Below are 24,348 nucleotides of genomic sequence, written 5' to 3'. Positions count from 1 at the left end.
GCCTCTGACAGTGACGCGATCTTTAATTCCCCGTGGGAGAACCCGGCGTGAGCACTCTCACCGCACCCGGTACACAAGTCGCGGTGACCGGCAGCGCCCCGAGCTGTTCACCGTCCGCGTACGCGGTGACACCGGCTGCGGCCAGCTCGATCGAGGAAGCCCTGTGCACGGTGACCTTGGGGTGACTGAGGTGCGTTCCCTTGTAGACGCGGGGGAAGACCTTCAGCAGGGTGGTGCGGCTGCAGTCCCCGACGACGGTCACGTCGAAGAGCCCGTCGTCCATGACGGCGTCCGCGCAGATCCGCATGCCTCCGCCGTACGTCGATCCGTTGCCGACTGCGATGAGCGTCGCCTCGATCTCCCGGACCGGTCCGCCGTCCAGCCCGATGCGGTAAGGGATGGGCTTGAACGCGGCAAGTTCGGCGAGGATCGCGAGGTCGTACTTGAACCGACCGCCGACCCAGCGCATCCGGTTGCCGCGGTCGTTGACCCGGGAGTCGAAGCCGGAGGCGAGCACGGACCCGAACCACCGCTCACCGACCCGTCCGAGGTCGATCTCGCGGACGGTACCGCCCTTGAGCGCCTCGGCGGCCAGCCGCCCGGCCGCGGCCGGATCCCGTATCGGCATCCCGAGCGCGCGGGCGAAGTCGTTCCCGGTGCCCACGGCGACGACCCCGAGCGGGGTCATCGTCCCGGCAACGGCCTGCAGGGCGAGGGACATCATGCCGTCCCCGCCCACGGCTATCAGCGCTCCGGTCCCACCGGCGACGGCCTCACGGGCCCGTCGCAGCGCGTCGTCGGCGTCCTCGCCGAGAACCGTGCGTACGGAGAATCCGGCGTCCCGCAACGCGGAAGCGGCCGGCTGCGCGGCGCGCGCGCCCCGGCCGCTTCCTGCGGTGGGATTGACGAAGAGGGTGATCTCACTGGTCACCCGGGGACCCTACAAGGTCAGGTGATGTCGTCGTAACCGTTGACCCGGTCATGGTCCGAGTTCGCCTGGTTGGGCAACGAACGGCCGGACGAGACGGGTTCGATCTCACCGATGTCCTCGGGGGCGAGGTCCAGCTCCGACGCCTCGTCGTCGGCGGGGCCCGCCGCCGCGCGCTCTGCCTTGCGTCGGTCGTTGAGCAGCGAGATCCCCGTGGCCACGAAGTAGAGCAACCAGATCGGTCCGGCGAGCATCAGCATGGTCATCGGGTCGGTGCTGGGGGTGGCCACCGCGGCGAAGACCGTGATGCCCATGATCATGCCCCGCCACCAGCCGAGCATCCGCTTGCCGGTGATGATCCCGCCGAAGTTCAGCATGACGAGCAGCAGCGGCAGCTCGAAGGAGAGCCCGAAGACCACCACCATGCGTGTGATCAGATCGAGCAGTTCATCCAGCGGCAACTGGTTGTCGACGCCGCCCGGCGAGAAGTCCAGGAGCACCCGCGCCATCGTGGGCAGGGTCTTGTACGCGAAGAATCCGCCGGCGAGGAAGAGCGGGAAGCCCGCGCCGACGAAAGCGAGCGAGTACTTCTTCTCGTGCTTGTGCAGTCCCGGGGCGACGAAGGCCCACAGCTGGTAGAGCCAGACCGGCGAGGCAAGGACGATGCCTGCCATCAAGGAGACCTTGAGTGCGAGGGTGAACGGGGTGAGGAGGCCGTTCAGGACGATGCGCGCGCACGTACCGTCGTCTTTTTTGGCGAGTTCGGCGAAGCTGGACTCGCAACCGACCGACTTCAGTACCGGGTCGGTGAAGAACTCGATGATCCCCTTGTAGAAGAACGCGGCCACGATCGTGACGACGACGATCCCGAGCAGGCCTTTCGCCAGCCGGTTACGCAGTTCACGCAGGTGCTCCACCAAGGGCATGCGGCCCTCTGGGTCCGTCTCCTGCTTGCGGGCAGACTTGAGCAACCCACGTCCTCATCTCGTGCAGCAGGCCCCACCGGTCACGGCGCCTGCGTCGGCCCGGTTCTTGTCAGCGCTTGGTCGAGTCGGTCGGCTCGGCGACCGGACGCGAACTGGTCACGTCACCGGGCGCCGCCTTGATGGTGCGCGGGGCAGCCTGGTCCTGGGCGGCGTCGTTCGCCGGCTCGGCCGGGGTGGCCGACGGGCTGCCCTCGGACTTCATGGCCTTGGCCTCGCTCTTGAGGATGCGGGCCGACTTGCCGAGCGAGCGAGCCATGTCAGGAAGCTTCTTCGCGCCGAACAGCAGAACAATGACGACGAGGATCAGGATGATCTCGGGAGCGCCGAGCCTTCCGAACATATGCGTGTACCTTCTCACCGAGGCAGCAGGGGTGGGGCGGATCGAACGTCGGACGGACGTCCGATCGTCGTACTGTCAGCGATCGTATCCCGCAGGAGTAAACGCAGGGCAATACCCATGCATCCTTGCGATTACGGCCCATGCCTCGCTCTCAGGGCCGCTTCAGCAGCGTACCCTCCGAACCCGAGAAACTGGAGGCCACGCCCTCCCCGATCCATCGCCCCTGCTCACAGACTCACACAATCGTGGGGCGATACAGCTAGCGCAACGCGTCACCGGTGGCAGCAAGATCCGTCGCGGCCCGCTCCAGGTCCTCCGCCGCCCGGTTGATGCGCCGGGTCGTTCGCGTCACCTGACGCCCCAGACGCTGGGCCTCGATGAAGACCTTGACGGCCAGCACGCCGAGAACGGCGATCCCGAGAAACCCCAGGGCGATGGCGAGCATGGGCCAGAACATGCGCAGAGCCTCAATGTGTCTAGGTGTCCGAAGTTCTAAAGGCTGGTGTGGAGGCGCAGCGTCCGCACCCCGCCACCGGTGAGGAGCTCAACAATCCGTTCTCCGGCGGGCTTACGGACGGCCGCGCCGCACTCCGGGCAGGTGAAGGAGTAGAACGTCGTCCGGCGGCTGGCGCCCACGGCGAGGCGGATGGCGCCCGCCGCCAGCTCGAACCGCTCGCGGCAGTCCGGGCAGGCGGCCTTGAACCGTACGGATTCGGGCACCACTACGGTCGGAACACCTGACACCACAGACATATTGCTCATATCTCCCTCAGGGATCCGCTCAGGCCGGTCCGTCATAGGCAGCGAGCGCCGCACGGGCCGCCTGCTGTGCGCTCTGCGCCAGTTCCGGCGGAGAGACGATGCGGCCTTCCCGGCCCAGGCGCAGCGCGAGCCTGCGCAGCGAGGCCGGATCGGGGGTGCGCAGGGTGATCCGCAGCCCGCCGTCATGCAGCTCCTGTGCGCTGTCGTGCGGGTAGTACTCGGCGACCCACCGGCCGCCGGGGCCCACCTCGACCACGACCTCCGGGTCCTCGGCCGCCGGCTGGACGAGCCCTTCGGACAGATCCCGCAGTTCGAGCTCGGGCGGCGCGGCCGGCTCGTCGAGCAGCCGGATCTCGGCGACCCGGTCGAGCCGGAACGTCCGCCGGTCCTCGGAGGACCTGCACCAGGCCTCCATGTACGTATGCCCCACGGCGAACAGCCGGATCGGGTCCACCTCGCGCTCGGTGAGTTCATCGCGCGCGGGCGAGTAGTAGCGCAGCCAGAGCCGGCGCCGCTCGGAGATCGCCCGGTCGACATCGGCGAAGACACCGCCCTCGGACTCGAAGGTGACCGAAAGCCGCGAGCTCGCCGCCCCCACCTCACCGGCTGCGGTCTCCAGCTTCGCGGTGGCCCGCAGCAGCGCCTGCCGATCGCTCTCGCGCAGCCCCGGCAGCGTGGCCACGGCGCGGGCGGCGACCAGGAGCGCCGTCGCCTCGTCGGCCGCGAGCCGCAGCGGTTCCGCGACATCGTCCGGGTTGTGCCACCAGATCCGGTCGCCGTCGGTGTCGATGTCCAGCAGATCCCCGCCGCGGAAGCTCGTACCGCACATGGGCAGCACGTCGAGGTCGGAGATCAGCTCGTCCTCGGTGATCCCGAAAGCGCGGGCGACGTCCTGGACGTGGGCGCCGGGGCGCTCACGCAGATACGTCACCAGGGAGAGCATCCGGCGGGTCTGGTCGATCGCGTTCGTGGCCATGTATACGGTCCCCCTCAGTCCTTGGCCACGGCGCGCAGCCGGTCCACCACATCGGCCCGCAGATCGGCGGGTTCCTGTACGACGACGTCCGGACCGAACTCGACGAGCCAGGCGTCCAGGCCGTGTCCGTACGGAATCTCCAACTCGTCCCACCCGTCCCCGAGTTCCCGGACCGATATGGCGCGCGAGCGCAGCGGGTATCCGGCACCGGACCGCAGCCTGATCCGCGCGGTCCGGGTCGCCGTCTCCCCCGCCCAGCTCTCGACGGTCTCGCGGACGGTCACGACGTCGGGCACCTCGACGGTGAAAGCCCCGGCCCGGGAGCGAACCCGGCCGGTGATCCGGGAGAGCCGGAACACCCGCTCGGCGCCGCGGTCCCGGTCCCAGCCGGCCAGATACCAGTGCCCGCGCCAGCACTCCAGCGTCCACGGCTCGACCTGGCGCTGCTCGGGCCGGGCGGCGTTGGCCTTGCGGTAGTCGAAGGTCACCGGGCGGCGGTCCCGGCAGGCCAGCATCAACGGCTCGAACGCGGCCTCATGAACGGGGATACGGGGTTCGAGGGCACTGTGCACCTCGTACGCGTCCTCGGCCTCCGGCATGCCCGCGGCCCGCAGCTTCTGCAGCGCTCCGCTGGCGGCACCGGCCAGCCGCGCCTGCTGCCAGACCTTGGCGGCCAGTCCCAGGGCGGCGGCCTCCTCGGCGTCCAGCGTGATCGGGGGCAGCCGGTTGCTGTCGCGGCGGGCGAGATATCCCGTGTCGCCGTCCAGGTTCTCCACGGTCTCGATGACCAGACCGAGCTCGCGCAGATCGTCCTTGTCGCGCTCGAACATCCGGTTGAAGGCGTCGTCGGAACCGGCCTCCAGGTAGGCCTCGATGGAGCCGCGCAGCTCGCGCTTGCTCAGCGGGCGCCGGGTCCCCAGCAGACACAGAGCCAGGTTCATCAGCCGCTCGGCCTTGGCAATCGCCATCGACGCCCTTTCTGTTTTGCTCTACGACCGTCGACCGTACCGCTACGCGCTGTCCGGACAAAAGCGAGGGCCCGTGCCTCCAGGCACGGGCCCTCGTATCGCACGGATGCGGATCAGACGGCGACCAGATCGCAGACGAAGATCAGGGTCTCGCCGGGGGCGATACGGCCGCCACCGGCGCCGCGGTCGCCGTAGGCGAGGTGCGCGGGGATGGTCAGCTGGCGACGGCCACCGACCTTCATGCCCTGCACGCCCTGGTCCCAGCCGGAGATGACCTGGCCGGCGCCGAGCTGGAACTGCAGCGGGGTGCCGCGGTTCCAGGAGGCGTCGAACTCCTCGCCGGTGGAGAAGGCCACGCCCACGTAGTGGACGGAGACGGTGGCGCCCGCCTCGGCCACCGCGCCGTCGCCTTCCCAGATGTCCTTGATCTCCAGGTCGGCCGGCGGCTCGCCACCCGGGAAGTCGATCTCGGGCTTCTCGATGCTCACTGACTTGCTCCTCTTACTGATGAACTGGGCAACCGGGACAGTCTTACATCTTCGCCAGGATGTCCACGGCGAAGACCAGCGTGGACTTCGCCGGAATCGTCTGCTGCGCCTTGTCGCCGAACCCCTGGTCCGGCGGGATGACGAGAAGCACGCGGCTGCCGATCTTCTTGCCGACCAGACCGTTCTTGAGCCCCTTCAGGGTGACCTGGGCCAGTGGGAAGGTCTGCGTCTTGCCCGCCGTGTAGGTGCTGTCGAACGTCTTGCCGTCCTTCCACAGCAGACCGACATAGTTCACGATGACGCTGTCGGTGTCCTTCACGACGTCGCCCTTGGACTCCAGGATGTAATTGGAGACGAGCTTCTTCGGCGGGTCGGTCTTGGTGGGGATGGTGACCTTGGGGGCCTTGCCGTCGGTATTGGTGCCGACCTTGGGCAGGTCGATATTGTCCTGGGCGACAGCGGTGCCCTTGGCGGACGTCGGAATCTGCGTCGACTTCAGAATGTCGACGACGAAGACGAGCGTGGCGTTCGGCTTGATGTCGCCCTGGCCCTGCGCTCCGTAACCGAGATCCGGCGGAATGACCAGCTCGACCCGGCTGCCGACCTTCTGGCCGACGAGGCCCTTGTCCCAGCCCTGGATCACCATGCCCGCGCCGAGGGTCAGATCGAACGGCTGCTTGCGGTCGAAGCTGTTGTCGAACGGCTTGTCGGAGTCCCAGGCTTGCCCGAGGTAGTTGACCTGGATGGCGTCGCCGTTCTTGAGCGTGGCGCCGTCACCCTCGCTGACGACCCTGGTCTTCAGCTCTTTGGGCGGGTTCCCGGTGCCCTTGGCCAGGGTGGGCTTCTCGCCGAACTTCGCGCCCGCGGTGATCGCGGGGAACCCGTCCTTGGACGCGGCGGAAGCGGAAGCGGAAACGGAAGCGGAGCCCTTTTCGTTACCGCAGGCTGCTGTCACCAGCAACAGGGGGACGACGAGAAGGCCGGCAAGTCGGCGCACTGGTTCCTCAGATCTCAGACGGCACAGTTGGTTTAGTCCTCGACACTCTAGGGCGTACGCAGGGCCCCGTACGAGGAACGTACGGGGCCCGCGTCGCGTCGGGAGCCGAGGTTGTCCTGTTGCCGGCTCACATACCCGCGATCAGCTTCTCCACTCGGTCGTCCACCGAACGGAACGGGTCCTTGCACAACACCGTGCGCTGCGCCTGGTCGTTGAGCTTGAGATGGACCCAGTCGACGGTGAAGTCCCGCCGCTGCTCCTGGGCCCTGCGGATGAAGTCACCTCGCAGCCGCGCCCTGGTCGTCTGCGGGGGCACGGACTTGCCCTCGAAGATCTTCAGGTCGTTGCAGACACGGGCGGCCTGTCCCTTGCGCTCCAGCAGGTAGTACAGGCCGCGGCGGCGGTGGATGTCGTGGTACGCGAGGTCTATCTGGGCGACCCGCGGATGCGACATGGTCATGTTGTGCTTGGCCCGGTACCGCTCGATGAGCTTGTACTTCATCACCCAGTCGATCTCGGTCTCGATCCGGTCGAGGTCCTCGGCCTCGATCGCGTCGAGCGTACGGCCCCACAGCTCCAGGACCTGAGCGACGGTTCCGGTACGGATGCCACGGCGGTCGACGAAGTCGACGGCCTTCTCGTAGTACTCGCGCTGCACCTCGATGGCGGACGCCTCGCGGCCACTGGCCAGGCGCACCTTGCGCTGCCCCGTGGTGTCGTGACTGACCTCGCGGATCGCCCGGATCGGGTTCTCCAGCGTCAGATCCCGCATCACGGTGCCCGCCTCGATCATGCGAAGCACCAGATCGGTCGCGCCCACCTTGAGCAGCATGGTCGTCTCGGACATGTTGGAGTCACCGACGATGACGTGGAGGCGGCGGTACCGCTCCGCGTCCGCATGCGGCTCGTCACGCGTGTTGATGATCGGGCGGGAGCGCGTCGTGGCGGAGCTGACGCCCTCCCAGATGTGCTCGGCACGCTGGCTGACGCAGTAGACGGCGCCCCGTGGTGTCTGCAGCACCTTGCCCGCGCCGCAGATCAGTTGCCTCGTGACGAGGAAGGGAATGAGGATGTCCGCGAGCCGGGAGAATTCTCCGTGCCGCGCCACGAGATAGTTCTCGTGACAGCCGTAGGAGTTTCCCGCCGAGTCGGTGTTGTTCTTGAAGAGATAGACGTCGCCCGCGATTCCCTCCTCGTGCAGGCGGCGTTCGGCGTCGACGAGCAGGCCTTCGAGAATGCGCTCGCCGGCCTTGTCGTGGGTGACCAGCTCGGTCAGGTTGTCGCATTCGGGGGTTGCATATTCCGGATGCGATCCCACGTCGAGGTAGAGGCGGGCGCCGTTCCGCAGAAAGACATTGCTGCTGCGGCCCCATGACACAACACGGCGGAAGAGGTAGCGCGCCACTTCATCAGGAGACAGTCGGCGCTGTCCCCTGAACGTGCACGTGACGCCGTACTCGTTCTCCAGCCCGAAAATGCGGCGGTCCATGACTGAACATTACGCCTGATGGCCTGAGCTGAAACCGGGTTCGACAGCACCGTTTCGATCATTTTCCGATCCTTGTACAGCAACGGCCGTACGCCCGGGAACTGCGAGGACCCTTCCCGTGGCAAGCAGGACCAACAGCGCCGCCACCCCGCCGGCCCCCGCGACGGCAAAGCTCCACGTCGTGCCGCCCAACTCGACGGCCGGACCTGCCACGGCCGTTCCCGCCGCCGCACCCACTCCGAACGTCGTCACCAGCCAGGAGAACGCCTCGGTCACCGTGCCCTGCGGAGCGTGCCGGTCGACCACGATGAACGAGCACGCGATCGCGGGCGCCAGAAAGACTCCGGACACTGCTGCCAGAGCGGTCATGGCGACCACCCCGGGAGTCAGCATCAGCGGCAGATAGCCCAGCGCCAGCAGCGCGACGATGACGCGCAGCCGGCGCTCCGGAGCCCCGGCCCACTGCCGCGCCCCGTACACCGCACCACCGACCAGCGCACCCAGCCCGAGCGCGGCCATCAGCCAGCCGTACACCGACTCCCGGCCGTGATCGTCGGCGTACGCCACCCCGGCCACCGTGATCGAACCGAGCGCGAGCCCCACGAAGAAGAACGAGCCGAGCAGCGCCAGCAGCCCCGGCGAGCGCAGCGCGCCCAGCCAGTGCGCCTCACGAGGCGCGGAACGCCAGGCACGGGAGGGCTCGGAGAGGACCACGGAAAGCGCCCCCAGGACCCCTATCGCGTTGATGACGAGCAGAGCGGCGGCGGGCGACCAGAGGGAGACCAGCAGCGTCACCAGCAGCGGGCCCACGGTGAACATGACCTCCTGGGCGACGGCGTCCATCGCGTACGCCCGGTGCACCCGGTCCTCGCCGCCCAGGACGCTCGGCCACAGGGCCCGTAGACCGCCCTCCAGCGGCGGGGTGAACACACCGGCCACCATCACCGCCCCGTAGGCCAGCGGCAGCGACCCCAGGCCCACCAGTGCCAGCAGGGCCATGCCCAGCGCCGACACCACGGAGGCCGGGAGCTGGACCCGCGGCTGGCCGTACAGGTCCACGGCGCGGCCCAGCAGCGGCTGTCCGACCGCGGTGGACAGCCCGTACACGGCCGCGAGCGCACCGGCGAGGGTGTAGCTGCCGCCCTCGGCCCGGGTGAACAGCACGATTGCGATATGGGCGGTGCCGCTCGGGAGCCGCCCCACCAGGGTCCCTGCCAGCAGCCGGGCGGCGTGCCGCGCCCGGAGGATGTCCAGAAATCCCGCGGCCATGTCCCGCCCCTCTCGCTCGGGCACTCTCCGGCACCCCGAGGTTTTACGTATAACGTCGAGGTTCATACGTACCATGTGCCCAGTCCGCAGGTCCACCTCACGGCGCCTGCCCCCGACCGCCCCGGAGGCCCGAGTGACCAGCGCACCACAGTCACGGCCCACCCCGGCGCGGCCCACCAGCCGCGATGTCGCGCGGGCCGCGGGCGTCTCGCAGGCCACCGTCTCCCTCGTGCTGGGCGACAAATGGCGAGGCAGGGTCTCCGAGGCCACCGCCGAGCGTGTACGGCACGCCGCGCACGAACTCGGCTACCAGCCCAATCTCGCCGCCCGCAACCTCCGCCTGGGCCGCACCAGGACCGCGCTGCTGGTCGTCCCCGCGCTCACCAGCGAATTCTTCGCGCGCGTCTACACCGGCGCCGCCGCGGTCGCCGCCGAACACGGCTTCGGGGTCGTCCTCTACCCGTCCCCCGAAGGCACGGGGCCGGCCAGGGATCCCTTCGCCTCGGCGCGCGCCTCCCTCGACGGGGTGATCGCCTCCTCCATGGCCGCCGGCGCACTCGACGTGCTGCGCGGCGCCGGCTTGCCGCTGGTCATGCTCGACAGCGACCCGGCGGACACCGGCGTCGCGGCACGGGTCAACCTCGACATCGCCGATGGCATGCGGCAGGTCGCGGAGCATCTGCTCTCGCTCGGCCACCGCCGCTTCGTCCACCTCGCGTCGGCGGTCGACACCTGGACGTTCGCGGTCCGTGCCCGGGCGCTCCACGACGCCCTCGGGGCGGTGCCCGGCACCTCCGTACGGACCGTCACTGCGGCGCTCGACGTACAGGCAGGCCGTGAAGGAGCGGAGCACGCACTCGGCGCCTCCGGCCCCCGGCCCACCGCCATCGTCTGCGACGACGACATCCTCGCCGCGGGTGCCTGCAAGGCTGCCCGCAGGCTGGGGCTCCGCGTCCCCGACGACCTCTCCGTCACCGGTTTCGACGATCTGGCCCTGGCCACGGCCGTCGAACCGGAGCTCACCACCGTGCAGCTGCCCGCCGAGCAGGTCGGTGAACGCGGCATGGCCGCCCTGCTGGCGGTCCTGGACGGCCGCCCGGCCGAGTCCGGCAGCCTGCCCGTGCGCCTGGTCGCACGGGGCTCCTCGGCGCCCCCGCCCACGGACGGTCGGCGCTCATGACGGTGCCCCGGCCCGCCGGGAAGGGCGGACCGGGGCACCGGCACAGCGTGGACTACTCCTCGGACTCCACGTCCCCACCGGAATCGGTGGACTTGGTGACATCCGTCGTGCTCGCAGGGGACTCCGTCCCGGAGGACTCAGTCCCCTCGCCGTCCTCGATGTCGGAGGGGGCATCCGTCGGTGCGGAGCCGCCGTCCGCCTCCAGCAGCCGCGCCAGCTGCCGGCCGACGATCCGCTTGAACTTCCGCTGCTGCGGCCTCGTACGGTCCAGGACCGCGACTTCAAGCCGCTCCGCGGGGATCTCCCGCTCGCTGCCGTTGGGATCGCGGGACAGCGCCTGCACCGCCAGCTTGAGCGCCTCGGCGAGCGTCATGCCGTCACGGTGCCGCTGGTCCAGGAAGGTGCTGATCTGCTCGGCGTTCCCGCCGACCGCGACCGATCCGTGCTCGTCGACGATCGAGCCGTCGTGCGGCAGCCGGTAGATCTGGTCACCCTCCGGCTCGGCGCCGACCTCGGCGACCACCAGCTCCACCTCGTACGGCTTCTCGGCCGCGCTGGAGAAGATGGTGCCCAGCGTCTGCGCGTAGACATTGGCCAGCCCACGGGCTGTCACATCGTCACGGTCGTAGGTGTATCCACGCAGATCGGCGTAGCGCACACCGCCGATGCGGAGATTCTCGTACTCGTTGTACTTGCCGGCGGCGGCGAAACCGATCCGGTCATAGATCTCGCTGAACTTGTGCAGCGCACGGGACGGGTTCTCACCGACGAACACAATGCCGTCGGCGTACTGCAGCACAACAAGGCTGCGACCACGGGCGATGCCCTTCCGGGCGTATTCCGCCCGGTCGGCCATGGCCTGCTGAGGTGAGACATAGAACGGCGTCGACACCGGTTATCCGTCCCTTTCTGTCAGTGACGAGAGCATCGAAGAAGCAGCGGAACGGGGATCAGAGCAGCGCGGCGCGCGGGCCGTCGGGCTGTTCCAACCGGCGTTCCAGAATCGAGCGGGCGATCTCGGAGGATTCCGCCTCGGCCAGCTTCCGGAAGCCCTCGTCGGTGATGACGGTGACGATCGGGTAGATCCGCCGGGCCACATCGGGACCGCCGGTCGCCGAGTCGTCGTCCGCGGCGTCGTACAGCGCCTGCACGACCAGGGTGAGGGCCTGCTGCTCCGTCAGATCCTCGCGGTAGAGCTTCTTCATCGAGCCACGGGCGAAGATCGACCCCGAGCCGGTGGCAGCGTATCCGTGTTCCTCGGAGCGGCCGCCGGTGACGTCGTACGAGAAGATCCGGCCCTTCCCGCGGTCGACATCGAAGCCGGCGAAGAGCGGCACGACGGCAAGGCCCTGCATGGCCATCGCCAGATTGCTGCGGATCATCGTGGAGAGCCGGTTCGCCTTGCCCTCCAGGGAGAGCTGGGCGCCCTCGACCTTCTCGAAGTGCTCAAGCTCCAACTGGAAGAGCTTGACCATCTCCACGGCCAGTCCGGCCGTGCCTGCGATGCCCACCGCCGAATACTCGTCGGCCGGGAAGACCTTCTCGATGTCGCGCTGCGCGATCATGTTGCCCATGGTCGCCCGCCGGTCGCCGGCCAGGACCACACCGCCGGGAAACGTCGCCGCGACGATGGTCGTCCCGTGCGGCGCCTCGATGGCCCCCTGCAGGGGCGGCAGGTTCCGGTTCCCCGGGAGCATCTCGGGAGAATGGTCGGACAGGAAATCCATGAACGAAGAGGATCCCGGCGTCAGGAAGGCAGCTGGTAGACGCCCGGTGCTACGAGTGTTGGCTTCCACGCGTTTCCCTCCAGGTATGCGACGGCCCTGCGCAAGGTGTCAGGATCGTCTCCCAACGTACCGATGGCCGAATTGCGGTTGATGCGTTTACGCCACGGACCCTACCCGCCCCGCGGCGGTGATCCACATGACCTGCGGGGACAGCTGTACGGCCTGCGGTGCCGCTTGTGGCCGCGCGGTACGGGCCGGCCCGGCCCGTACCGCGCGTACCTCTCCGCTCCCCCGCGTTCACGTTTGTGAACTACTGTCCACCCTTTTGAACGAAGGAACGCACGAAGTCCTCTGCGTTCTCCTCGAGTACGTCATCGATCTCGTCCAGAACCGAGTCGACATCGTCGCTCAGCTTCTCCTGGCGCTCCTTGAGGTCCTCGGACGCCTGCGCGTCCTGCGCCTGCTCCTCGACCTCCTCGGTGGAGCGCGTCGCCTTCTGCTGTCCGCCGCCGGTGTCCTTGGTCGCCATTTAGCTCACCCCGCTCGGTTCGAAGCACTTGATCAGACCCTACCTACGGGGTCCGACATTGGCCCGGTAGTTGTCTCAACGTCCGGGGGTCATCCCGATGTTTCCCCGATCGCGGCCCTTTCAGCCGCCCGACAGCACCTGGACCAGCTCTTCCGCCGTGCGGCAGCGGTCCAGGAGCTCCTTGACGTGATTACGGGTGCCGCGGAGCGGTTCCAGGGTGGGTACCCGTTGCAGTGAGTCATGACCTGGCAGGTCGAAGATGACCGAGTCCCAGGAGGCCGCGGCCACGTCGTCCGCGTACTGTTCCAGGCAGCGGCCGCGGAAATAGGCCCTGGTGTCCTCCGGAGGCTTCGTACGGGCCTTCTCGACCGCGTCCTCGTCCAGCAGGCGCTTCATCTTCCCGCGGGCCGCCAGACGGTTGTAGAGGCCCTTGTCGGCCCTCACATCGGCGTACTGGAGATCCACCAGGTGCAGGCGCGCCGCGTCCCAGTCCAGGCTGTCCCGGCGGCGGTAGCCCTCCATGAGCTCCCGCTTTGCGATCCAGTCGAGCTCGCCGGACAGGCTCATCGGATCGTTCTCCAGCCGGTTGAGGGTGTCCTCCCAGCGGATCAGGACGTCCTTGGTCTGCTCATCGGCGTCCACCCCGTACCGTTCCTCGACGTACTTGCGGCCCAGCTCGAAGTACTCCATCTGGAGCTGCACCGCGGTGAGCGTACGGCCGCTACGCAGCGTGATCAGATGCTTCAGTGCCGGGTCGTGGGAGACGTGGTGCAGGGTGCGCACCGGCTGGTCTACCGCGAGATCGACGTTGATGAAGCCGTCCTCGATCATGGAGAGGACCAGGGCGGTGGTACCGAGCTTGAGATAGGTGGAGATCTCCGAGAGGTTCGCGTCGCCGATGATCACATGGAGCCGGCGGTACCTCTCGGCATCGGAGTGGGGTTCGTCGCGGGTGTTGATGATGGGGCGCTTGAGGGTGGTCTCCAGCCCGACCTCGACCTCGAAATAGTCGGCGCGCTGACTGATCTGGAAGCCGTGCTCGTGGCCGTCCTGGCCGATTCCCACGCGCCCCGCTCCGGTGACCACCTGGCGCGAGACGAAGAACGGGGTCAGATGGCGCACGATGTCGGAGAACGGGGTTTCCCGCTTCATCAGGTAGTTCTCGTGCGTGCCGTACGAGGCGCCCTTGTTGTCGGTGTTGTTCTTGTAGAGGTGGATCGGCTGGGCGCCGGGAAGCTGGGCCGCGCGTTCGGCCGCTTCGGCCATGATGCGTTCGCCGGCCTTGTCCCAGAGGACCGCGTCCCGCGGATTGGTGACTTCCGGGGAGCTGTATTCGGGGTGCGCATGGTCGACGTAGAGGCGGGCCCCGTTGGTGAGGATGACATTGGCCAGGCCGATGTCCTCGTCGGTGAGCTGGCTGGAGTCCGCGGTCTCGCGGGCGAGGTCGAAACCTCGCGCGTCCCGCAGCGGGTTCTCCTCCTCGAAGTCCCAGCGGGCGCGGCGCGCCCGGTGCATCGCCGCTGCGTAGGCGTTGACGATCTGGGATGAGGTGAGCATGGCATTGGCGTTGGGGTGGCCGGGGACGGAGATCCCGTACTCCGTCTCGATGCCCATTACTCGCCGTACGGTCATGCGGCCCTCCTTGCCCGGCGGCGCTCCCTTGAGGGGGCGGCGCTCAAGTACCGCTGCTTGTCCGGTGCGTGTGCGGTGCCCGTCCCCGCACTGCGCGACCGGGCGGTACGCAAGAGCCTAGAGCGACTCTGTGCTGGTGGGGAGATCAATTACGTCATTGCTGCGGTGTCGCGTGAGCTGTCCGGAAAGCAACCGGCTGCGGATGCCCGGCCGGGCATCCGCAGCCGGTCTGCGTTCTACAGGTACTGCCCGGTATTCGCCACCGTGTCGATGGAGCGACCGGTGTCTGCGCCCTGCTTTCCGGTGACCAGCGTACGGATGAAGACGATCCGCTCGCCCTTCTTGCCGGAGATCCTGGCCCAGTCGTCCGGGTTCGTGGTGTTCGGGAGGTCCTCGTTCTCCTTGAACTCGTCCACGCACGCCTGGAGGAGATGGGAGACACGAAGGCCCTTCTGGCCCTGATCGAGGAAGGCCTTGATGGCCATCTTCTTGGCCCGGTCGACGATGTTCTGGATCATCGCGCCGGAATTGAAGTCCTTGAAGTAGAGGACTTCCTTGTCGCCGTTGGCGTACGTGACCTCGAGGAAGCGGTTCTCCTCGGACTCGGTGTACATCCGCTCGACGACCGACTGGATCATGGCGTGCGCAGCGGCTTCCTTGGAGCCGGTGTGCTCCGCGAGGTCGTCCGCGTGCAGGGGCAGCGAAGGCGTGAGGTACTTCGCGAAGATGTCCTTCGCAGCCTCTGCGTCGGGGCGCTCGATCTTGATCTTCACATCGAGGCGGCCGGGTCGCAGGATCGCGGGGTCGATCATGTCCTCGCGGTTGGAGGCGCCGATGACGATGACGTTCTCCAGGCCCTCGACGCCGTCGATCTCGGCGAGCAGCTGGGGGACGATGGTGTTCTCCACGTCCGAGCTGACGCCGGATCCCCGGGTGCGGAAAAGGGACTCCATCTCGTCGAAGAAGACGATGACGGGGGTGCCCTCGCTCGCCTTCTCACGGGCGCGCTGGAAGACCAGGCGGATGTGCCGCTCGGTCTCGCCGACGTACTTGTTGAGGAGTTCCGGGCCCTTGATGTTGAGGAAGTAGCTCTTGCCCGCGGGCTGGCCGGTGACTTCGGCGACCTTCTTGGCAAGGGAGTTGGCCACTGCCTTGGCGATGAGTGTCTTGCCGCAGCCGGGCGGGCCGTAGAGCAGGATGCCCTTCGGCGGCCGCAGTTCGTGTTCCTTGAAGAGGTCGGGGTGGAGGTAGGGGAGCTCGACCGCGTCCCGGATCAGCTCGATCTGGTCGCCCAGGCCGCCGATCTTGTCGTAGTCGATGTCCGGTACTTCTTCGAGGACGAGCTCTTCGACCTCGCTCTTGGGCACCACTTCGTAGACGTAGCCGGACCTGGGTTCGAGCAGCAGGGCGTCGCCGGGGCGGATGGTGATGTCCAGCAGCGGCTCGGCGAGCCGTACCACCCGTTCCTCGTCGGTGTGCCCGATGACCAGGGCCCGTTCGCCGTCCTCGAGGATTTCCTTGAGTGTGACGATGTCCCCGGCCCGCTCGAATTCCATGGCGTCGACCACGTTGAGCGCTTCATTGAGCATGACTTCCTGGCCGCGCCGGAGGTCGTCGAGCTCAACGCTGGGGCTGACATTCACCCGAAGCTTTCGGCCCCCGGTGAAGATGTCGCACGTGCCGTCCTCATTGCTCTGCAAGAACACACCGAAACCGGCCGGCGGCTGTGCGAGCCGGTCGACTTCTTCCTTGAGGGCCACGATCTGGTCGCGGGCCTCGCGGAGTGTGTTGGCGAGCCGCTCATTCTGCGCGGACACGCCTGCCAGGTTCGTCTGCAACTCGACGATCCGCTCTTCGAGAATCCTCGTATGGCGCGGAGAGTCGGCGAGCTTACGTCGCAGGACGGCGATTTCCTGCTCGAGATAGGCGACCTGGCCGGCTGGGTCTTCGGACCCCCGCCCGGGCCGGATGCCGCGGTTGATGTCGTCGTCGTGGGCTGCCACGGTCCTCACCTCCTCCAAGGGGAGCTGGACGCTTCCTGACCCTACCTGGGTGGGTGATGATTGAAACCCCTAGATCACAAAGACTGCGAGGCGTGTCCCATCTTCACCCTTGCGTTCCCCCTCGTGTCAGGGGAATACCCACCCTTCAACATCGGAAAGCGGCCGGTTGTATCGTCGAACCGTTCAACACCCGTCAGGGCTGGCTACTTTTGCTTCGGATACGCAGGAAACGGCAGGAGAAATGACCGTGCAGCAGGACGCTCCCACCGGCAGCGACACGCAGGACCTGGAGGTCTGGATCGACCAGGACCTCTGCACGGGAGACGGCATCTGCGTGCAGTACGCACCCGAGGTGTTCGAGCTGGACATCGACGGTCTGGCGTATGTGAAGAGCGGCGACGACGAGCTGCTGCAGGACAAGGGCGCGACGACGCCCGTACCGCTGCCACTTCTTCAGGATGTGGTCGATTCGGCCAAGGAATGCCCGGGCGACTGCATCCACGTACGTCGCGTTTCGGACAGAGTCGAGGTGTATGGTCCCGAGGCCGCCTGATCCGGCGGTTCCGGGTGGGCGATCACGCGCAGTGACCGATCAGGCGCGGCTCGGGGCGGCCTGGGTGGCGCGGACGAATGCGCCGCCCTGCCACTGCCAGGTGACCTCTTCCTGCTGGTCGGGACAGCAGCGCGGTACTGCGGCCGAGGAGTAGCCGAGCAGAGTGGCGGAGATGATGCCGTCACGCACCGCGAAATCGCCGACGCTCATCTCCTGGGCGGGGTCCACCAGGGTCGCCACGACCCGGGGTGTGACCCCGCTTCCTTGTGTGAGGACGTAGACGCCGCTGGGCGGAGTGCCGGATCCGGCCGCGCAGCGGACCACGGCGACGGTCTCGGGGCGGCCGTCGCCGTCGAGGTCGCCGGGTGCTTGTTTGGCCACGGTGTTCTCCAGCCCACCGCATTCCAGGGGGAAGGTCGCCCGCTCCGGATCGGGTGCGGCGACGGATTCGGTGCCGTGCTGCGCGGTGGTGCGGTGGGGGGTCGAGGCGGAGGCCGTGGGGTCCGGCTGGAGCATGCCTGCGGCTGCGACGACAGCGGCCATGGCTGTCGCGGTGGCAAGCCAGTGCAGCGGCTTGGTGTCGGTGTGCGCGAGGTCCGGGAGCTCGGAGGGCTGCACGCGGGATGTCTCCTGTGGTTCCTGTGGTTCGAGGATGCCTGGGTGGGCGGTGCCGCCGGAGGGACGTCCGCGGTGGCGTGGGGGTGGCCAGCATCGTGCCACACCTCACAGAGCAGGGGAACGGTGGGGTCGGCACGGATGGGCTTCCGTAGCGGCAACGAAAAGGCGCCGCCGCCGAGTTCCCGTGTCGGTCCGGGAACTCGGCGGCGGCGCCGGTACGTTGTGCGGCTCAGCCGCGGGAGGAGCCGCTCTGGCTGCCGGGACCGTCGTAGTCCTCGCCGTAGGCGCCCTTGGCGGGGCGGCGGCGGCGCAGCGGGGCCTCCACACCGTCGGCCAGACGGCGGGCGGTGACGAGGAAACCGGTGTGACCGATCATGCGGTGGTCCGGGCGGACGGCCAGGCCCTCGACGTGCCAGTTACGGATCATCGATTCCCAGGGCTGCGGTTCGGCGAAGCAGCCGATCTCGCGGATGGACTCGACGGTCCGCGCGAGCTGGGTGGTGGTCGCCACGTACGCGCAGAGGATGCCACCGGGCACGAGCGCCTTGGAGACGGCCTCCAGGCACTCCCAGGGGGCGAGCATGTCGAGGATGACACGATCGACGTCGGTGTCCGAGAGGTTGTCCTGGAGATCCCCGACAGTGAGCTGCCAGGCGGGGTGCGGTTCGCCGAAGTAGCGTTCCACGTTCTGCTGGGCGATCTCGGCGAAGTCCTCGCGGCGCTCGTAGGAGTGCAGCATGCCCTGGTCGCCGATGGCGCGCAGCAGGAAGGTGGAGAGCGAGCCGGAGCCGACGCCGGCTTCCACGACGCGGGCGCCGGGGAAGATGTCGGCGAACGCCAGGATCTGCCCCGCGTCCTTGGGGTAGACCACGGCGGCGCCGCGGGGCATGGACAGGACGTAGTCGGGGAGCAGGGGGCGCAGCGCGAGGTAGGCGACGTTTCCCGTGGTTCGGACAACACTGCCCTCGGGGGCACCGATCAGCTCGTCATGCGGGAAAGAACCCTTGTGGGTGTGGAAATTCTTTCCGGCTTCGAGCGTGAAGGTGTAGTGGCGTCCCTTGGGATCGGTGAGCTGGACCTGGTCCCCGACCTTGAAGGGCCCGCGTCGGCGGGCGGCACCGGTCGGTTCAGACATGTGACCAGCGTACCGGTGATTCGCGGCGCGCCGACCGCGAGCCCGGGCGGTCAGGCGGCGGGCCTCGCCAGGGCGGCGACGAATGCCCGTTCGACGTCGGCGGTGGACAGCACTCCGTAGATCTCGCCGGTTTCCTCGAGGACGAGGTATTCGGTGGCGGGGTTGGCCTTGAGGCTGTCCAGGAGTGCTTCGCCGGTCAGCTCGGCCGAGATCTTCATGCCCTCGGTGAGGTCCTGGGCGAGGCTGCTGACGGCGACCCAGGGGCGGCGGTGTTCGGGGACGGAGACGATGGCCGTCTCGCGGACGACGCCCTGGGGTTCGCCGTGTCCGTCGACGACGACGAGGGCGCGGGCGCCCGCCTCGTTGGCGCGGCGCAGGGCCTCGGAGAGCGGGGTGGCGGCCTCCACCGGAACGGCGCGCCGGGTGAGGGTGCGGGCGCGCAGTTCGGGGAGGTGTTCGCGCAGGCGGGCCATGCGCAGGCTGTTGCCCGCACCGGTCCAGATGATGGCGGCGAGGATGGCGGCGAGCAGCGCGTCGGTGACGGTGTCCAAGCCGCTGAGGTCTCGGGGGTTGTTCCCGAAGGAGCCGGTGTGGGTGAGCAGCGGGAGGCCGATGAGAGTGACGACGGCGAGCGCGCGGCCGGCCCAGGCGGCTGCGACGGTGCCGCTCATAGGCCGCCCGGTGATCTTCCAGACGACGGCACGGAGCATGCGCCCGCCGTCGAGCGGGAGGCCGGGGAGGAGGTTGAAGGCGGCCACCAGGAGGTTGGAGATCATCAGTCCGGCGAGGAGGACACCGGGCACGGTGCCGGGCGCGACGAACGTCATCCCTACGTAGAAGAGCCCGGCGAGCACCAGGGAGAGCAGGGGGCCGACGAAGGCGAGAACGAACTCGCGGCCGGGGGTCTCGGACTCCTTCTCGATCTCGGAGACGCCGCCGAAGAACTGGAGCTGGATGCGGCGCACCGGCAGTTTGTAGCGCAGCGCGACGACCGTGTGGGCGAGTTCGTGGACGAGTACGGACGCGTAGAAGGCAATAGCGAAGAAGAGGGAGACCAGATAGCGAGCCGCGCCGAGCTCGGGCAGCACCCGTTCGAGCTGACCTCCGAAGACCCAGGTGATCAGTGCGGCCACGAGGAACCAGCTGGGCGCGACGTACACGGGCACACCGAAGGGACGGCCCATGAGCAGGCCGCCGCCGGGCTCTTCGGGGCGCCGCGGTTCGCCCTTCTCGGGGCCGGCGCCGGGGTCCGTTCCCCCTGCACCGGGCTGCGGCCGCCCGCTGTCGCCGCTCTCGTCCACGAGGTCCCTTCGGTCGGTGCCGTCCGGCACGATCATGCAGTGTTCGAGGGTGTGTGGTCGATGGTATGCCGCCGGTTGTCAGTGACGGGCCGTAGGGTCTTCGACATGACCTCCCTGCCGCGGCCGCCTCAGCCGCCTTCGTCCCTGTCGCCGTCGCGGGCGAGCGATTTCATGCAGTGTCCTCTGCTGTACCGCTTCCGGGTCATCGACAAACTGCCGGAGAAGCCCAGCGAGGCGGCGACCCGGGGCACGCTGGTGCATGCGGTGCTCGAGCGGCTCTTCGACAACCCGGCGGTGGAGCGCACGGCCGGCCGGGCCACGGCGCTGATCCCCGGCCAGTGGGACCGGCTGCTCGAGTCGAAGCCGGAGCTGTCGGAGCTGTTCGCGAAGGATGCCGGGGGCGAGCGGCTGGCGCGTTGGCTCTCGGAGGCGGAGAGCCTGGTGGAGCGGTGGTTCTCACTGGAGGATCCGACGCGCCTGGAGCCCGCCGAGCGGGAGCTGTTCGTCGAGACGGAGCTGGAGTCGGGGCTGCGGCTGCGCGGGGTGATCGACCGTATCGATGTGGCGCCGACGGGCGAGGTCCGGATCGTCGACTACAAGACGGGGAAGGCGCCGCGCCCGGAGTACGCGGAGGGCGCGCTCTTCCAGATGAAGTTCTACGCCCTGGTGATCTGGCGGCTGAAGGGCGTGGTGCCCCGCCGGCTCCAGCTCGTCTATCTCGGCAGCGGCGACATCATGACGTACGACCCGGTGGTGGCGGATCTGGAGCGCGTCGAGCGGAAGCTGCTGGCGCTCTGGGACGCGATCCGGCAGGCGACGGAGACGGGCGAGTGGCGGCCCCGGCCGACGAAGCTCTGCGGCTGGTGCGACCACCAGTCGGTCTGCCCCGAATTCGGCGGCACTCCCCCGGTATATCCGCTGTCAGTACGCCCGGCGGAGTCGGAGCAGGATGTCCAGGGCAGAATGGATCCGGTCCATGCTGAGGCCGGCCGGCCTGTGGCCCTCGAAGGACCTTAAGGAGACCCTGTGGCTATCCGCGTCCTACTGGTCGATGACCAACCGTTGCTGCGCACCGGCTTCCGGATGATTCTGGAGGCGGAGGGGGATCTCGCGGTGGTGGGCGAGGCCGGTGACGGTCTCCAGGCTCTCGACCAGGTGCGGGCGCTGCAGCCCGATGTGGTGCTGATGGACATCCGCATGCCGCGGATGGACGGCGTCGAGGCGACACGTCAGATCACCGGTCCCGGCCGGGACGGTCCGGCGAAGGTGCTGGTGCTGACCACGTTCGATCTCGACGAGTATGTGGTGGAGGCGCTCCGCGCCGGTGCCAGCGGCTTCCTGTTGAAGGACGCTCCGGCCAATGAGCTGGTGCAGGCCATCCGCGTGGTCGCCGCGGGCGAGGCGATGCTCGCTCCGAGCGTCACTCGCAGACTGCTCGACAAGTACGCGGACCATCTGCCGTCCGGCGAGGAGCCGGTGCCCGACACCCTGCACACGCTGACGGACCGTGAGGTCGAGGTGCTGAAGCTGGTGGCGCGCGGTCTGTCGAATGCGGAGATCGCCGCGGATCTGTTCGTCAGTGAGACCACGGTCAAGACGCATGTCGGCCATGTGCTGACCAAGCTCGGTCTGCGCGACCGAGTGCAGGCGGCCGTGTACGCGTACGAGAGCGGCCTGGTGCGCCCCGGCGCTCAGTGAGCGGAGCGGGAAGAGCGGCGCCTTCCGGCCAGGGGCGGCCGGGGGCGCCGTCCGTGCTCAGACGCGTCCGTCGCCCAACTCCCAGAGCTGGAGATCCGCGGAGGAGTTGACCGCCCACTCGACACCGGTGAGGTCCTCACGGGAGGCGGCGTACTGCTTGCCCTGCCAGATCGGCAGTACCGGGACGTCGTTGGCGACGATGTCCTGGAGCTGCTGGAAGGTCTTGGCCGAGGCGCTGCGGTCGGTCTCGTGGCGGGACTGCGGAATGAGCGTCTTCTGGGCCAGGGTCGACTTGTAGGGCGAGTTGAGGAAGTTGTTCTTGTCGAGGAACGGCGCCGTGAAGTTGTCGGGGTCCGGGAAGTCGGGGAACCAGCCCATGCCGTAGACGGCGTAGTCGCCGCGCAGCTGTGCCGGGCGGTACTTCGCCCAGGGGGTTCCCTGGACGGTGACGTCGAACAGTCCGGTGTCGTTGAACTGCTTCTTCAGGGTTCCGAACTCGGCGGCGGTGCCGGCGCCGACACGGTCGGTCGGGTAGTGGAGCGTGAGCTTCACCGGGGTGTCGACGCCTGCGGCGTTCAGGATCGCCGCAGCCTTCGTGGTGCTGGGTTCGCTGTACTTGTTGTAGAACGAGTTGGTGTGCGCGGTGATGCCGGGCGGGATCAGCGAGTACAGCGGTTCGGCCGTGGCACCGTACACCTTGCTCGCGATTTCACCGCGGTCGACGACCTGGGCCATGGCCTGGCGGACTGCCCTGTTCTTCACGGCCGGGTCGTCGGTGTTGAAGCCCAGGAAATGGATGGCGAGGCCGGGCATCTCGGTGAGCTTGATGCCGTCCCTGGGCTTTTCGAGCATCTGCTGGGACTGCTCGGGCGACATGGTGCGGGTCATCATGTCGATCTTCTCGTTGTCGAGAGCCTTGCCCATGGCCGTCGGGTCAGGGAAGACGTCCAGCTCGACCTTCTCGTTGCGTACCTTCAGATCCCCCTTGTAGTGGGGGTTCCTGGTGAAGAGCACCTTGACGACCTGGTTGTGCTCGACTTCCGGCTTCATGGTGTACGGGCCGGAGCCGTCCACCTGGAATCCGGTACGCGCGGACTTCGCCGCGTACTTGCTCCGCGGCACGATCCCGGCGACCGGGGTGGCGAGCTTGTACGGAAACGTGGCGTCCGGCGCGCGCAGATGAAAGATGACCTCCCGCTCGCCCTGCGTCTCGATCGTGTCGATGTTGTCGAGCAGGGCGACGGGCCCGTTGGGGGCGTCGATGCGGATGACACGGTCGATGGAGTACTTCACGTCATCGGCGGTCATGGCCTTGCCGTCGGCGAACTTCAGACCACTGCGAAGCTTGCACCGGTAGCTCTCGTTCTGCGTGTCCGTGAAGGTGCAGCTCTTCGCGGCTTCGGGCACCGGCTCGCCGCCGCCGCGCGGCACATGCACCAGGGTCTGCACGGTCTGCCGGAGCACATTCCATACGCCGGCTTCGTAGCCGATGGCGGGGTCGAGCGGCGCGGGGTTGTCCTTGGAGGCGACGAACTGGTCCGTGGTGCCGACAACGATGGCGGCCTTGCCATCGCCCCCGTCGCCCGACGCGCCGCAGGCGGCGAGTGCGGGTGCGAGCAGGCCGACGACGGCCGGCAGCACCAGAGTCTTGCGGTTCATCTTGAACGCTCTCCCTCATCCGTGCATTGAGAAAGCGACCTTAGTAGGCGCCGTCGGCAATGCCGGACCGGAGATGTCCCGATGCGTAATCAGACGGTGATGGGAATTAGCGGCGAGCCGTTTTCCTCGGTCGGGAAGGTTCCATACAGGACCTCACCAATCGCGACATTTCGACACACCAAAACGGACACCTCGGTGGATCTTGAGAAGGCTTCAGGGGGCATTCAGGTGATGAAGCTCACGCCCGGGGGCATTCCCGTCTTTGTCGCACACCCGACTGCACACACTTACGCACGACAGAAAATGCACCTTCCGACGCCGAGAATTTTTCGATTCATTCACAGAAACACTCTCGGTGTACGGATCACCGCATTCCTGTGACCAGGCCCCGGAGAAATGCGAGATCGACTTCTTCGAGCGAACGTACGACCACTCGGCCGTAGGCAGGGGCGATCGGCGCGACGGACGGTACGGCGACCACCCGGCAGCCCGCGGCCTCCGCCGCCGCGACGCCGGTCGCGGTGTCCTCGATGACCGCGCAGAGCTCGGGGACCGCCCCGAAGCCGGACGCGGCGGTGAGATAGGGCTCCGGGTGCGGTTTGGTACGGGAGACCTCGTCGCCCGCGACGGTGAGGGCGAAGTGGTGGCGGCCCACCGAGTCCAGCACCCGGTCGATGATCCGCCGGTGCGAGGCGGAGACCAGGGCGGTGGGAATCTCGTGCCTGGCCAGCTCGGCCAGCAGCCGTGCCGCGCCCGGCATCAGCGGCACCCCGCGGTCGATGCGCCGCTCGAAGCGGTCGTTGAGCAGCACGGTGAGTTCGGCGAGGGTGATGTCCGCGCCGGTCACATCCATGAGGTAGCCGGCGCTGCGGGTCATCGGCCCGCCGACCACCACGTCCCGCCAGGCCTCGTCGAGCTGATGCCCGAGATCGGCGAAGACCTCCACCTCGGCGTCCCACCAGAAGCCCTCGGTGTCGACGAGCGTGCCGTCCATGTCGAGCAGGACGGCCTGCAGAGCGGCGCCTTCGGCCGTGCGGGTCATGGACGCGGGAACCGTGCTGGTCATCCGGCACACCTTCCGTAGGGGACGAGAAGGCCGGCCGCCATTTC

Annotated in this window: 25 protein-coding genes and 1 pseudogene; 4 read left to right on the top strand and 22 right to left on the bottom strand. The window is 68.1% G+C overall.

Annotated elements, in window-relative coordinates:
• Window positions 1-22: 22 nt before the first annotated feature.
• The 11 genes from OG609_RS32860 to OG609_RS32810 form a co-directional block, all read right to left on the bottom strand.
• On the bottom strand, window positions 23-931 hold the full coding sequence (locus tag OG609_RS32860) for a diacylglycerol kinase (RefSeq protein WP_327276147.1): 909 nt from the start codon (window positions 929-931) through the stop codon (window positions 23-25).
• A gap of 17 nt (window positions 932-948) precedes the next feature.
• The gene (gene tatC, locus OG609_RS32855; protein WP_327276146.1) at window positions 949-1,899 is read right to left on the bottom strand and encodes a twin-arginine translocase subunit TatC; all 951 of its coding nucleotides are present in this window, start codon (window positions 1,897-1,899) and stop codon (window positions 949-951) included.
• Between the two features lie 64 nt (window positions 1,900-1,963).
• Window positions 1,964-2,254: a Sec-independent protein translocase subunit TatA gene (gene tatA / locus OG609_RS32850; RefSeq protein ID WP_327276145.1), complete on the bottom strand. Its 291-nt coding sequence runs from the start codon at window positions 2,252-2,254 to the stop codon at window positions 1,964-1,966.
• 259 nt (window positions 2,255-2,513) lie between these two features.
• Window positions 2,514-2,711 (bottom strand): hypothetical protein, encoded by a 198-nt coding sequence (locus tag OG609_RS32845; RefSeq protein ID WP_093894159.1) that lies wholly within the window; start codon window positions 2,709-2,711, stop codon window positions 2,514-2,516.
• A gap of 35 nt (window positions 2,712-2,746) precedes the next feature.
• Complete coding sequence (locus OG609_RS32840) at window positions 2,747-3,016, bottom strand: hypothetical protein (protein ID WP_327276144.1); 270 nt, start codon at window positions 3,014-3,016, stop codon at window positions 2,747-2,749.
• A gap of 19 nt (window positions 3,017-3,035) precedes the next feature.
• Complete coding sequence (locus OG609_RS32835) at window positions 3,036-3,992, bottom strand: helix-turn-helix transcriptional regulator (RefSeq protein ID WP_327276143.1); 957 nt, start codon at window positions 3,990-3,992, stop codon at window positions 3,036-3,038.
• Window positions 3,993-4,006: 14 nt separating this feature from the next.
• Window positions 4,007-4,960, bottom strand: coding sequence for a helix-turn-helix transcriptional regulator (locus OG609_RS32830; RefSeq protein WP_327276142.1), 954 nt, complete (start codon window positions 4,958-4,960; stop codon window positions 4,007-4,009).
• A gap of 113 nt (window positions 4,961-5,073) precedes the next feature.
• The gene (locus OG609_RS32825; RefSeq protein WP_327276141.1) at window positions 5,074-5,448 is read right to left on the bottom strand and encodes an FKBP-type peptidyl-prolyl cis-trans isomerase; all 375 of its coding nucleotides are present in this window, start codon (window positions 5,446-5,448) and stop codon (window positions 5,074-5,076) included.
• A 43-nt stretch (window positions 5,449-5,491) separates the two neighbouring features.
• Window positions 5,492-6,445, bottom strand: coding sequence for an FKBP-type peptidyl-prolyl cis-trans isomerase (locus tag OG609_RS32820; protein ID WP_327276140.1), 954 nt, complete (start codon window positions 6,443-6,445; stop codon window positions 5,492-5,494).
• Between the two features lie 127 nt (window positions 6,446-6,572).
• Window positions 6,573-7,934 carry a Pup--protein ligase gene (gene pafA, locus OG609_RS32815; protein WP_093541264.1) on the bottom strand — a complete coding sequence of 454 codons (1,362 nt, stop codon included), beginning with the start codon at window positions 7,932-7,934 and terminating at the stop codon, window positions 6,573-6,575.
• Window positions 7,935-7,943: 9 nt separating this feature from the next.
• Window positions 7,944-9,203, bottom strand: coding sequence for an MFS transporter (locus OG609_RS32810; RefSeq protein WP_327276139.1), 1,260 nt, complete (start codon window positions 9,201-9,203; stop codon window positions 7,944-7,946).
• A 133-nt stretch (window positions 9,204-9,336) separates the two neighbouring features.
• Here OG609_RS32810 and OG609_RS32805 point away from each other — a divergent pair, with 133 nt between their 5' ends.
• Window positions 9,337-10,383, top strand: a complete 1,047-nt coding sequence (locus OG609_RS32805) for a LacI family DNA-binding transcriptional regulator (protein WP_327276138.1) — start codon at window positions 9,337-9,339, stop codon at window positions 10,381-10,383.
• Window positions 10,384-10,435: 52 nt separating this feature from the next.
• On the opposite strand, the gene prcA is transcribed toward OG609_RS32805, so the two are convergent.
• The 6 genes and pseudogenes from prcA to arc all read right to left on the bottom strand — a co-directional run bounded on the left by prcA (window position 10,436) and on the right by arc (window position 16,274).
• Window positions 10,436-11,275 (bottom strand): proteasome subunit alpha, encoded by an 840-nt coding sequence (gene prcA / locus OG609_RS32800; protein WP_327276137.1) that lies wholly within the window; start codon window positions 11,273-11,275, stop codon window positions 10,436-10,438.
• A gap of 58 nt (window positions 11,276-11,333) precedes the next feature.
• Complete coding sequence (gene prcB, locus OG609_RS32795; protein ID WP_327276136.1) at window positions 11,334-12,179, bottom strand: proteasome subunit beta; 846 nt, start codon at window positions 12,177-12,179, stop codon at window positions 11,334-11,336.
• Window positions 12,131-12,318, bottom strand: a pseudogene (locus OG609_RS32790) (endonuclease domain-containing protein); the annotation flags it as partial. The gene prcB and the pseudogene OG609_RS32790, both read right to left, overlap by 49 nt.
• A gap of 102 nt (window positions 12,319-12,420) precedes the next feature.
• Window positions 12,421-12,639, bottom strand: a complete 219-nt coding sequence (locus OG609_RS32785; RefSeq protein WP_016325855.1) for a ubiquitin-like protein Pup — start codon at window positions 12,637-12,639, stop codon at window positions 12,421-12,423.
• Between the two features lie 120 nt (window positions 12,640-12,759).
• Window positions 12,760-14,271: a depupylase/deamidase Dop gene (gene dop / locus OG609_RS32780; RefSeq protein WP_382901294.1), complete on the bottom strand. Its 1,512-nt coding sequence runs from the start codon at window positions 14,269-14,271 to the stop codon at window positions 12,760-12,762.
• A 236-nt stretch (window positions 14,272-14,507) separates the two neighbouring features.
• Window positions 14,508-16,274: a proteasome ATPase gene (arc, locus tag OG609_RS32775; RefSeq protein WP_327276135.1), complete on the bottom strand. Its 1,767-nt coding sequence runs from the start codon at window positions 16,272-16,274 to the stop codon at window positions 14,508-14,510.
• A 241-nt stretch (window positions 16,275-16,515) separates the two neighbouring features.
• On the opposite strand from arc, the gene OG609_RS32770 reads away from it, so the two are divergent.
• On the top strand, window positions 16,516-16,827 hold the full coding sequence (locus tag OG609_RS32770; protein WP_114243630.1) for a ferredoxin: 312 nt from the start codon (window positions 16,516-16,518) through the stop codon (window positions 16,825-16,827).
• Between the two features lie 39 nt (window positions 16,828-16,866).
• Here OG609_RS32770 and OG609_RS32765 read toward each other — a convergent pair whose 3' ends face one another.
• The 3 genes from OG609_RS32765 to OG609_RS32755 all read right to left on the bottom strand — a co-directional run bounded on the left by OG609_RS32765 (window position 16,867) and on the right by OG609_RS32755 (window position 19,881).
• Window positions 16,867-17,445, bottom strand: coding sequence for a hypothetical protein (locus OG609_RS32765; RefSeq protein WP_327276134.1), 579 nt, complete (start codon window positions 17,443-17,445; stop codon window positions 16,867-16,869).
• Window positions 17,446-17,674: 229 nt separating this feature from the next.
• Complete coding sequence (locus OG609_RS32760) at window positions 17,675-18,580, bottom strand: tRNA (adenine-N1)-methyltransferase (RefSeq protein ID WP_093541283.1); 906 nt, start codon at window positions 18,578-18,580, stop codon at window positions 17,675-17,677.
• 50 nt (window positions 18,581-18,630) lie between these two features.
• The gene (locus OG609_RS32755) at window positions 18,631-19,881 is read right to left on the bottom strand and encodes a site-2 protease family protein (RefSeq protein ID WP_327278271.1); all 1,251 of its coding nucleotides are present in this window, start codon (window positions 19,879-19,881) and stop codon (window positions 18,631-18,633) included.
• Window positions 19,882-20,052: 171 nt separating this feature from the next.
• On the opposite strand from OG609_RS32755, the gene OG609_RS32750 reads away from it, so the two are divergent.
• Together OG609_RS32750 and OG609_RS32745 are read left to right on the top strand one after the other, a co-directional pair.
• Window positions 20,053-20,898: a RecB family exonuclease gene (locus OG609_RS32750; protein WP_327278270.1), complete on the top strand. Its 846-nt coding sequence runs from the start codon at window positions 20,053-20,055 to the stop codon at window positions 20,896-20,898.
• Window positions 20,899-20,907: 9 nt separating this feature from the next.
• Window positions 20,908-21,579, top strand: a complete 672-nt coding sequence (locus OG609_RS32745) for a response regulator transcription factor (RefSeq protein ID WP_327276133.1) — start codon at window positions 20,908-20,910, stop codon at window positions 21,577-21,579.
• Between the two features lie 57 nt (window positions 21,580-21,636).
• On the opposite strand, the gene OG609_RS32740 is transcribed toward OG609_RS32745, so the two are convergent.
• Window positions 21,637-23,238 (bottom strand): ABC transporter substrate-binding protein, encoded by a 1,602-nt coding sequence (locus tag OG609_RS32740; protein WP_327276132.1) that lies wholly within the window; start codon window positions 23,236-23,238, stop codon window positions 21,637-21,639.
• Window positions 23,239-23,602: 364 nt separating this feature from the next.
• Window positions 23,603-24,304 (bottom strand): HAD family hydrolase, encoded by a 702-nt coding sequence (locus OG609_RS32735; protein WP_327276131.1) that lies wholly within the window; start codon window positions 24,302-24,304, stop codon window positions 23,603-23,605.
• Window positions 24,305-24,348: the final 44 nt, after the last annotated feature.

This window comes from Streptomyces sp. NBC_01224 (genome assembly GCF_036002945.1).
Taxonomy (GTDB): domain Bacteria; phylum Actinomycetota; class Actinomycetes; order Streptomycetales; family Streptomycetaceae; genus Streptomyces.
The sequence above is the reverse complement of the archived record's forward strand: the minus strand, read 5'-3'. Positions and strand labels throughout refer to the sequence as shown.

Bases quoted from the DNA above. Each gene is read 5' to 3' on its own strand.
- OG609_RS32760 (WP_093541283.1), bottom strand. From the start codon at position 18,580: ATGTCTGAACCGACCGGTGCCGCCCGCCGACGCGGGCCCTTCAAGGTC.
- OG609_RS32785 (WP_016325855.1), bottom strand. From the start codon at position 12,639: ATGGCGACCAAGGACACCGGCGGCGGACAGCAGAAGGCGACGCGCTCC.
- OG609_RS32810 (WP_327276139.1), bottom strand. From the start codon at position 9,203: ATGGCCGCGGGATTTCTGGACATCCTCCGGGCGCGGCACGCCGCCCGG.
- OG609_RS32845 (WP_093894159.1), bottom strand. From the start codon at position 2,711: ATGTTCTGGCCCATGCTCGCCATCGCCCTGGGGTTTCTCGGGATCGCC.
- dop (WP_382901294.1), bottom strand. From the start codon at position 14,271: ATGACCGTACGGCGAGTAATGGGCATCGAGACGGAGTACGGGATCTCC.
- OG609_RS32770 (WP_114243630.1), top strand. From the start codon at position 16,516: ATGACCGTGCAGCAGGACGCTCCCACCGGCAGCGACACGCAGGACCTG.
- OG609_RS32835 (WP_327276143.1), bottom strand. From the start codon at position 3,992: ATGGCCACGAACGCGATCGACCAGACCCGCCGGATGCTCTCCCTGGTG.
- OG609_RS32735 (WP_327276131.1), bottom strand. From the start codon at position 24,304: ATGACCAGCACGGTTCCCGCGTCCATGACCCGCACGGCCGAAGGCGCC.
- OG609_RS32840 (WP_327276144.1), bottom strand. From the start codon at position 3,016: ATGAGCAATATGTCTGTGGTGTCAGGTGTTCCGACCGTAGTGGTGCCC.
- pafA (WP_093541264.1), bottom strand. From the start codon at position 7,934: ATGGACCGCCGCATTTTCGGGCTGGAGAACGAGTACGGCGTCACGTGC.
- OG609_RS32750 (WP_327278270.1), top strand. From the start codon at position 20,053: ATGCAGTGTCCTCTGCTGTACCGCTTCCGGGTCATCGACAAACTGCCG.
- OG609_RS32830 (WP_327276142.1), bottom strand. From the start codon at position 4,960: ATGGCGATTGCCAAGGCCGAGCGGCTGATGAACCTGGCTCTGTGTCTG.
- tatA (WP_327276145.1), bottom strand. From the start codon at position 2,254: ATGTTCGGAAGGCTCGGCGCTCCCGAGATCATCCTGATCCTCGTCGTC.
- OG609_RS32740 (WP_327276132.1), bottom strand. From the start codon at position 23,238: ATGAACCGCAAGACTCTGGTGCTGCCGGCCGTCGTCGGCCTGCTCGCA.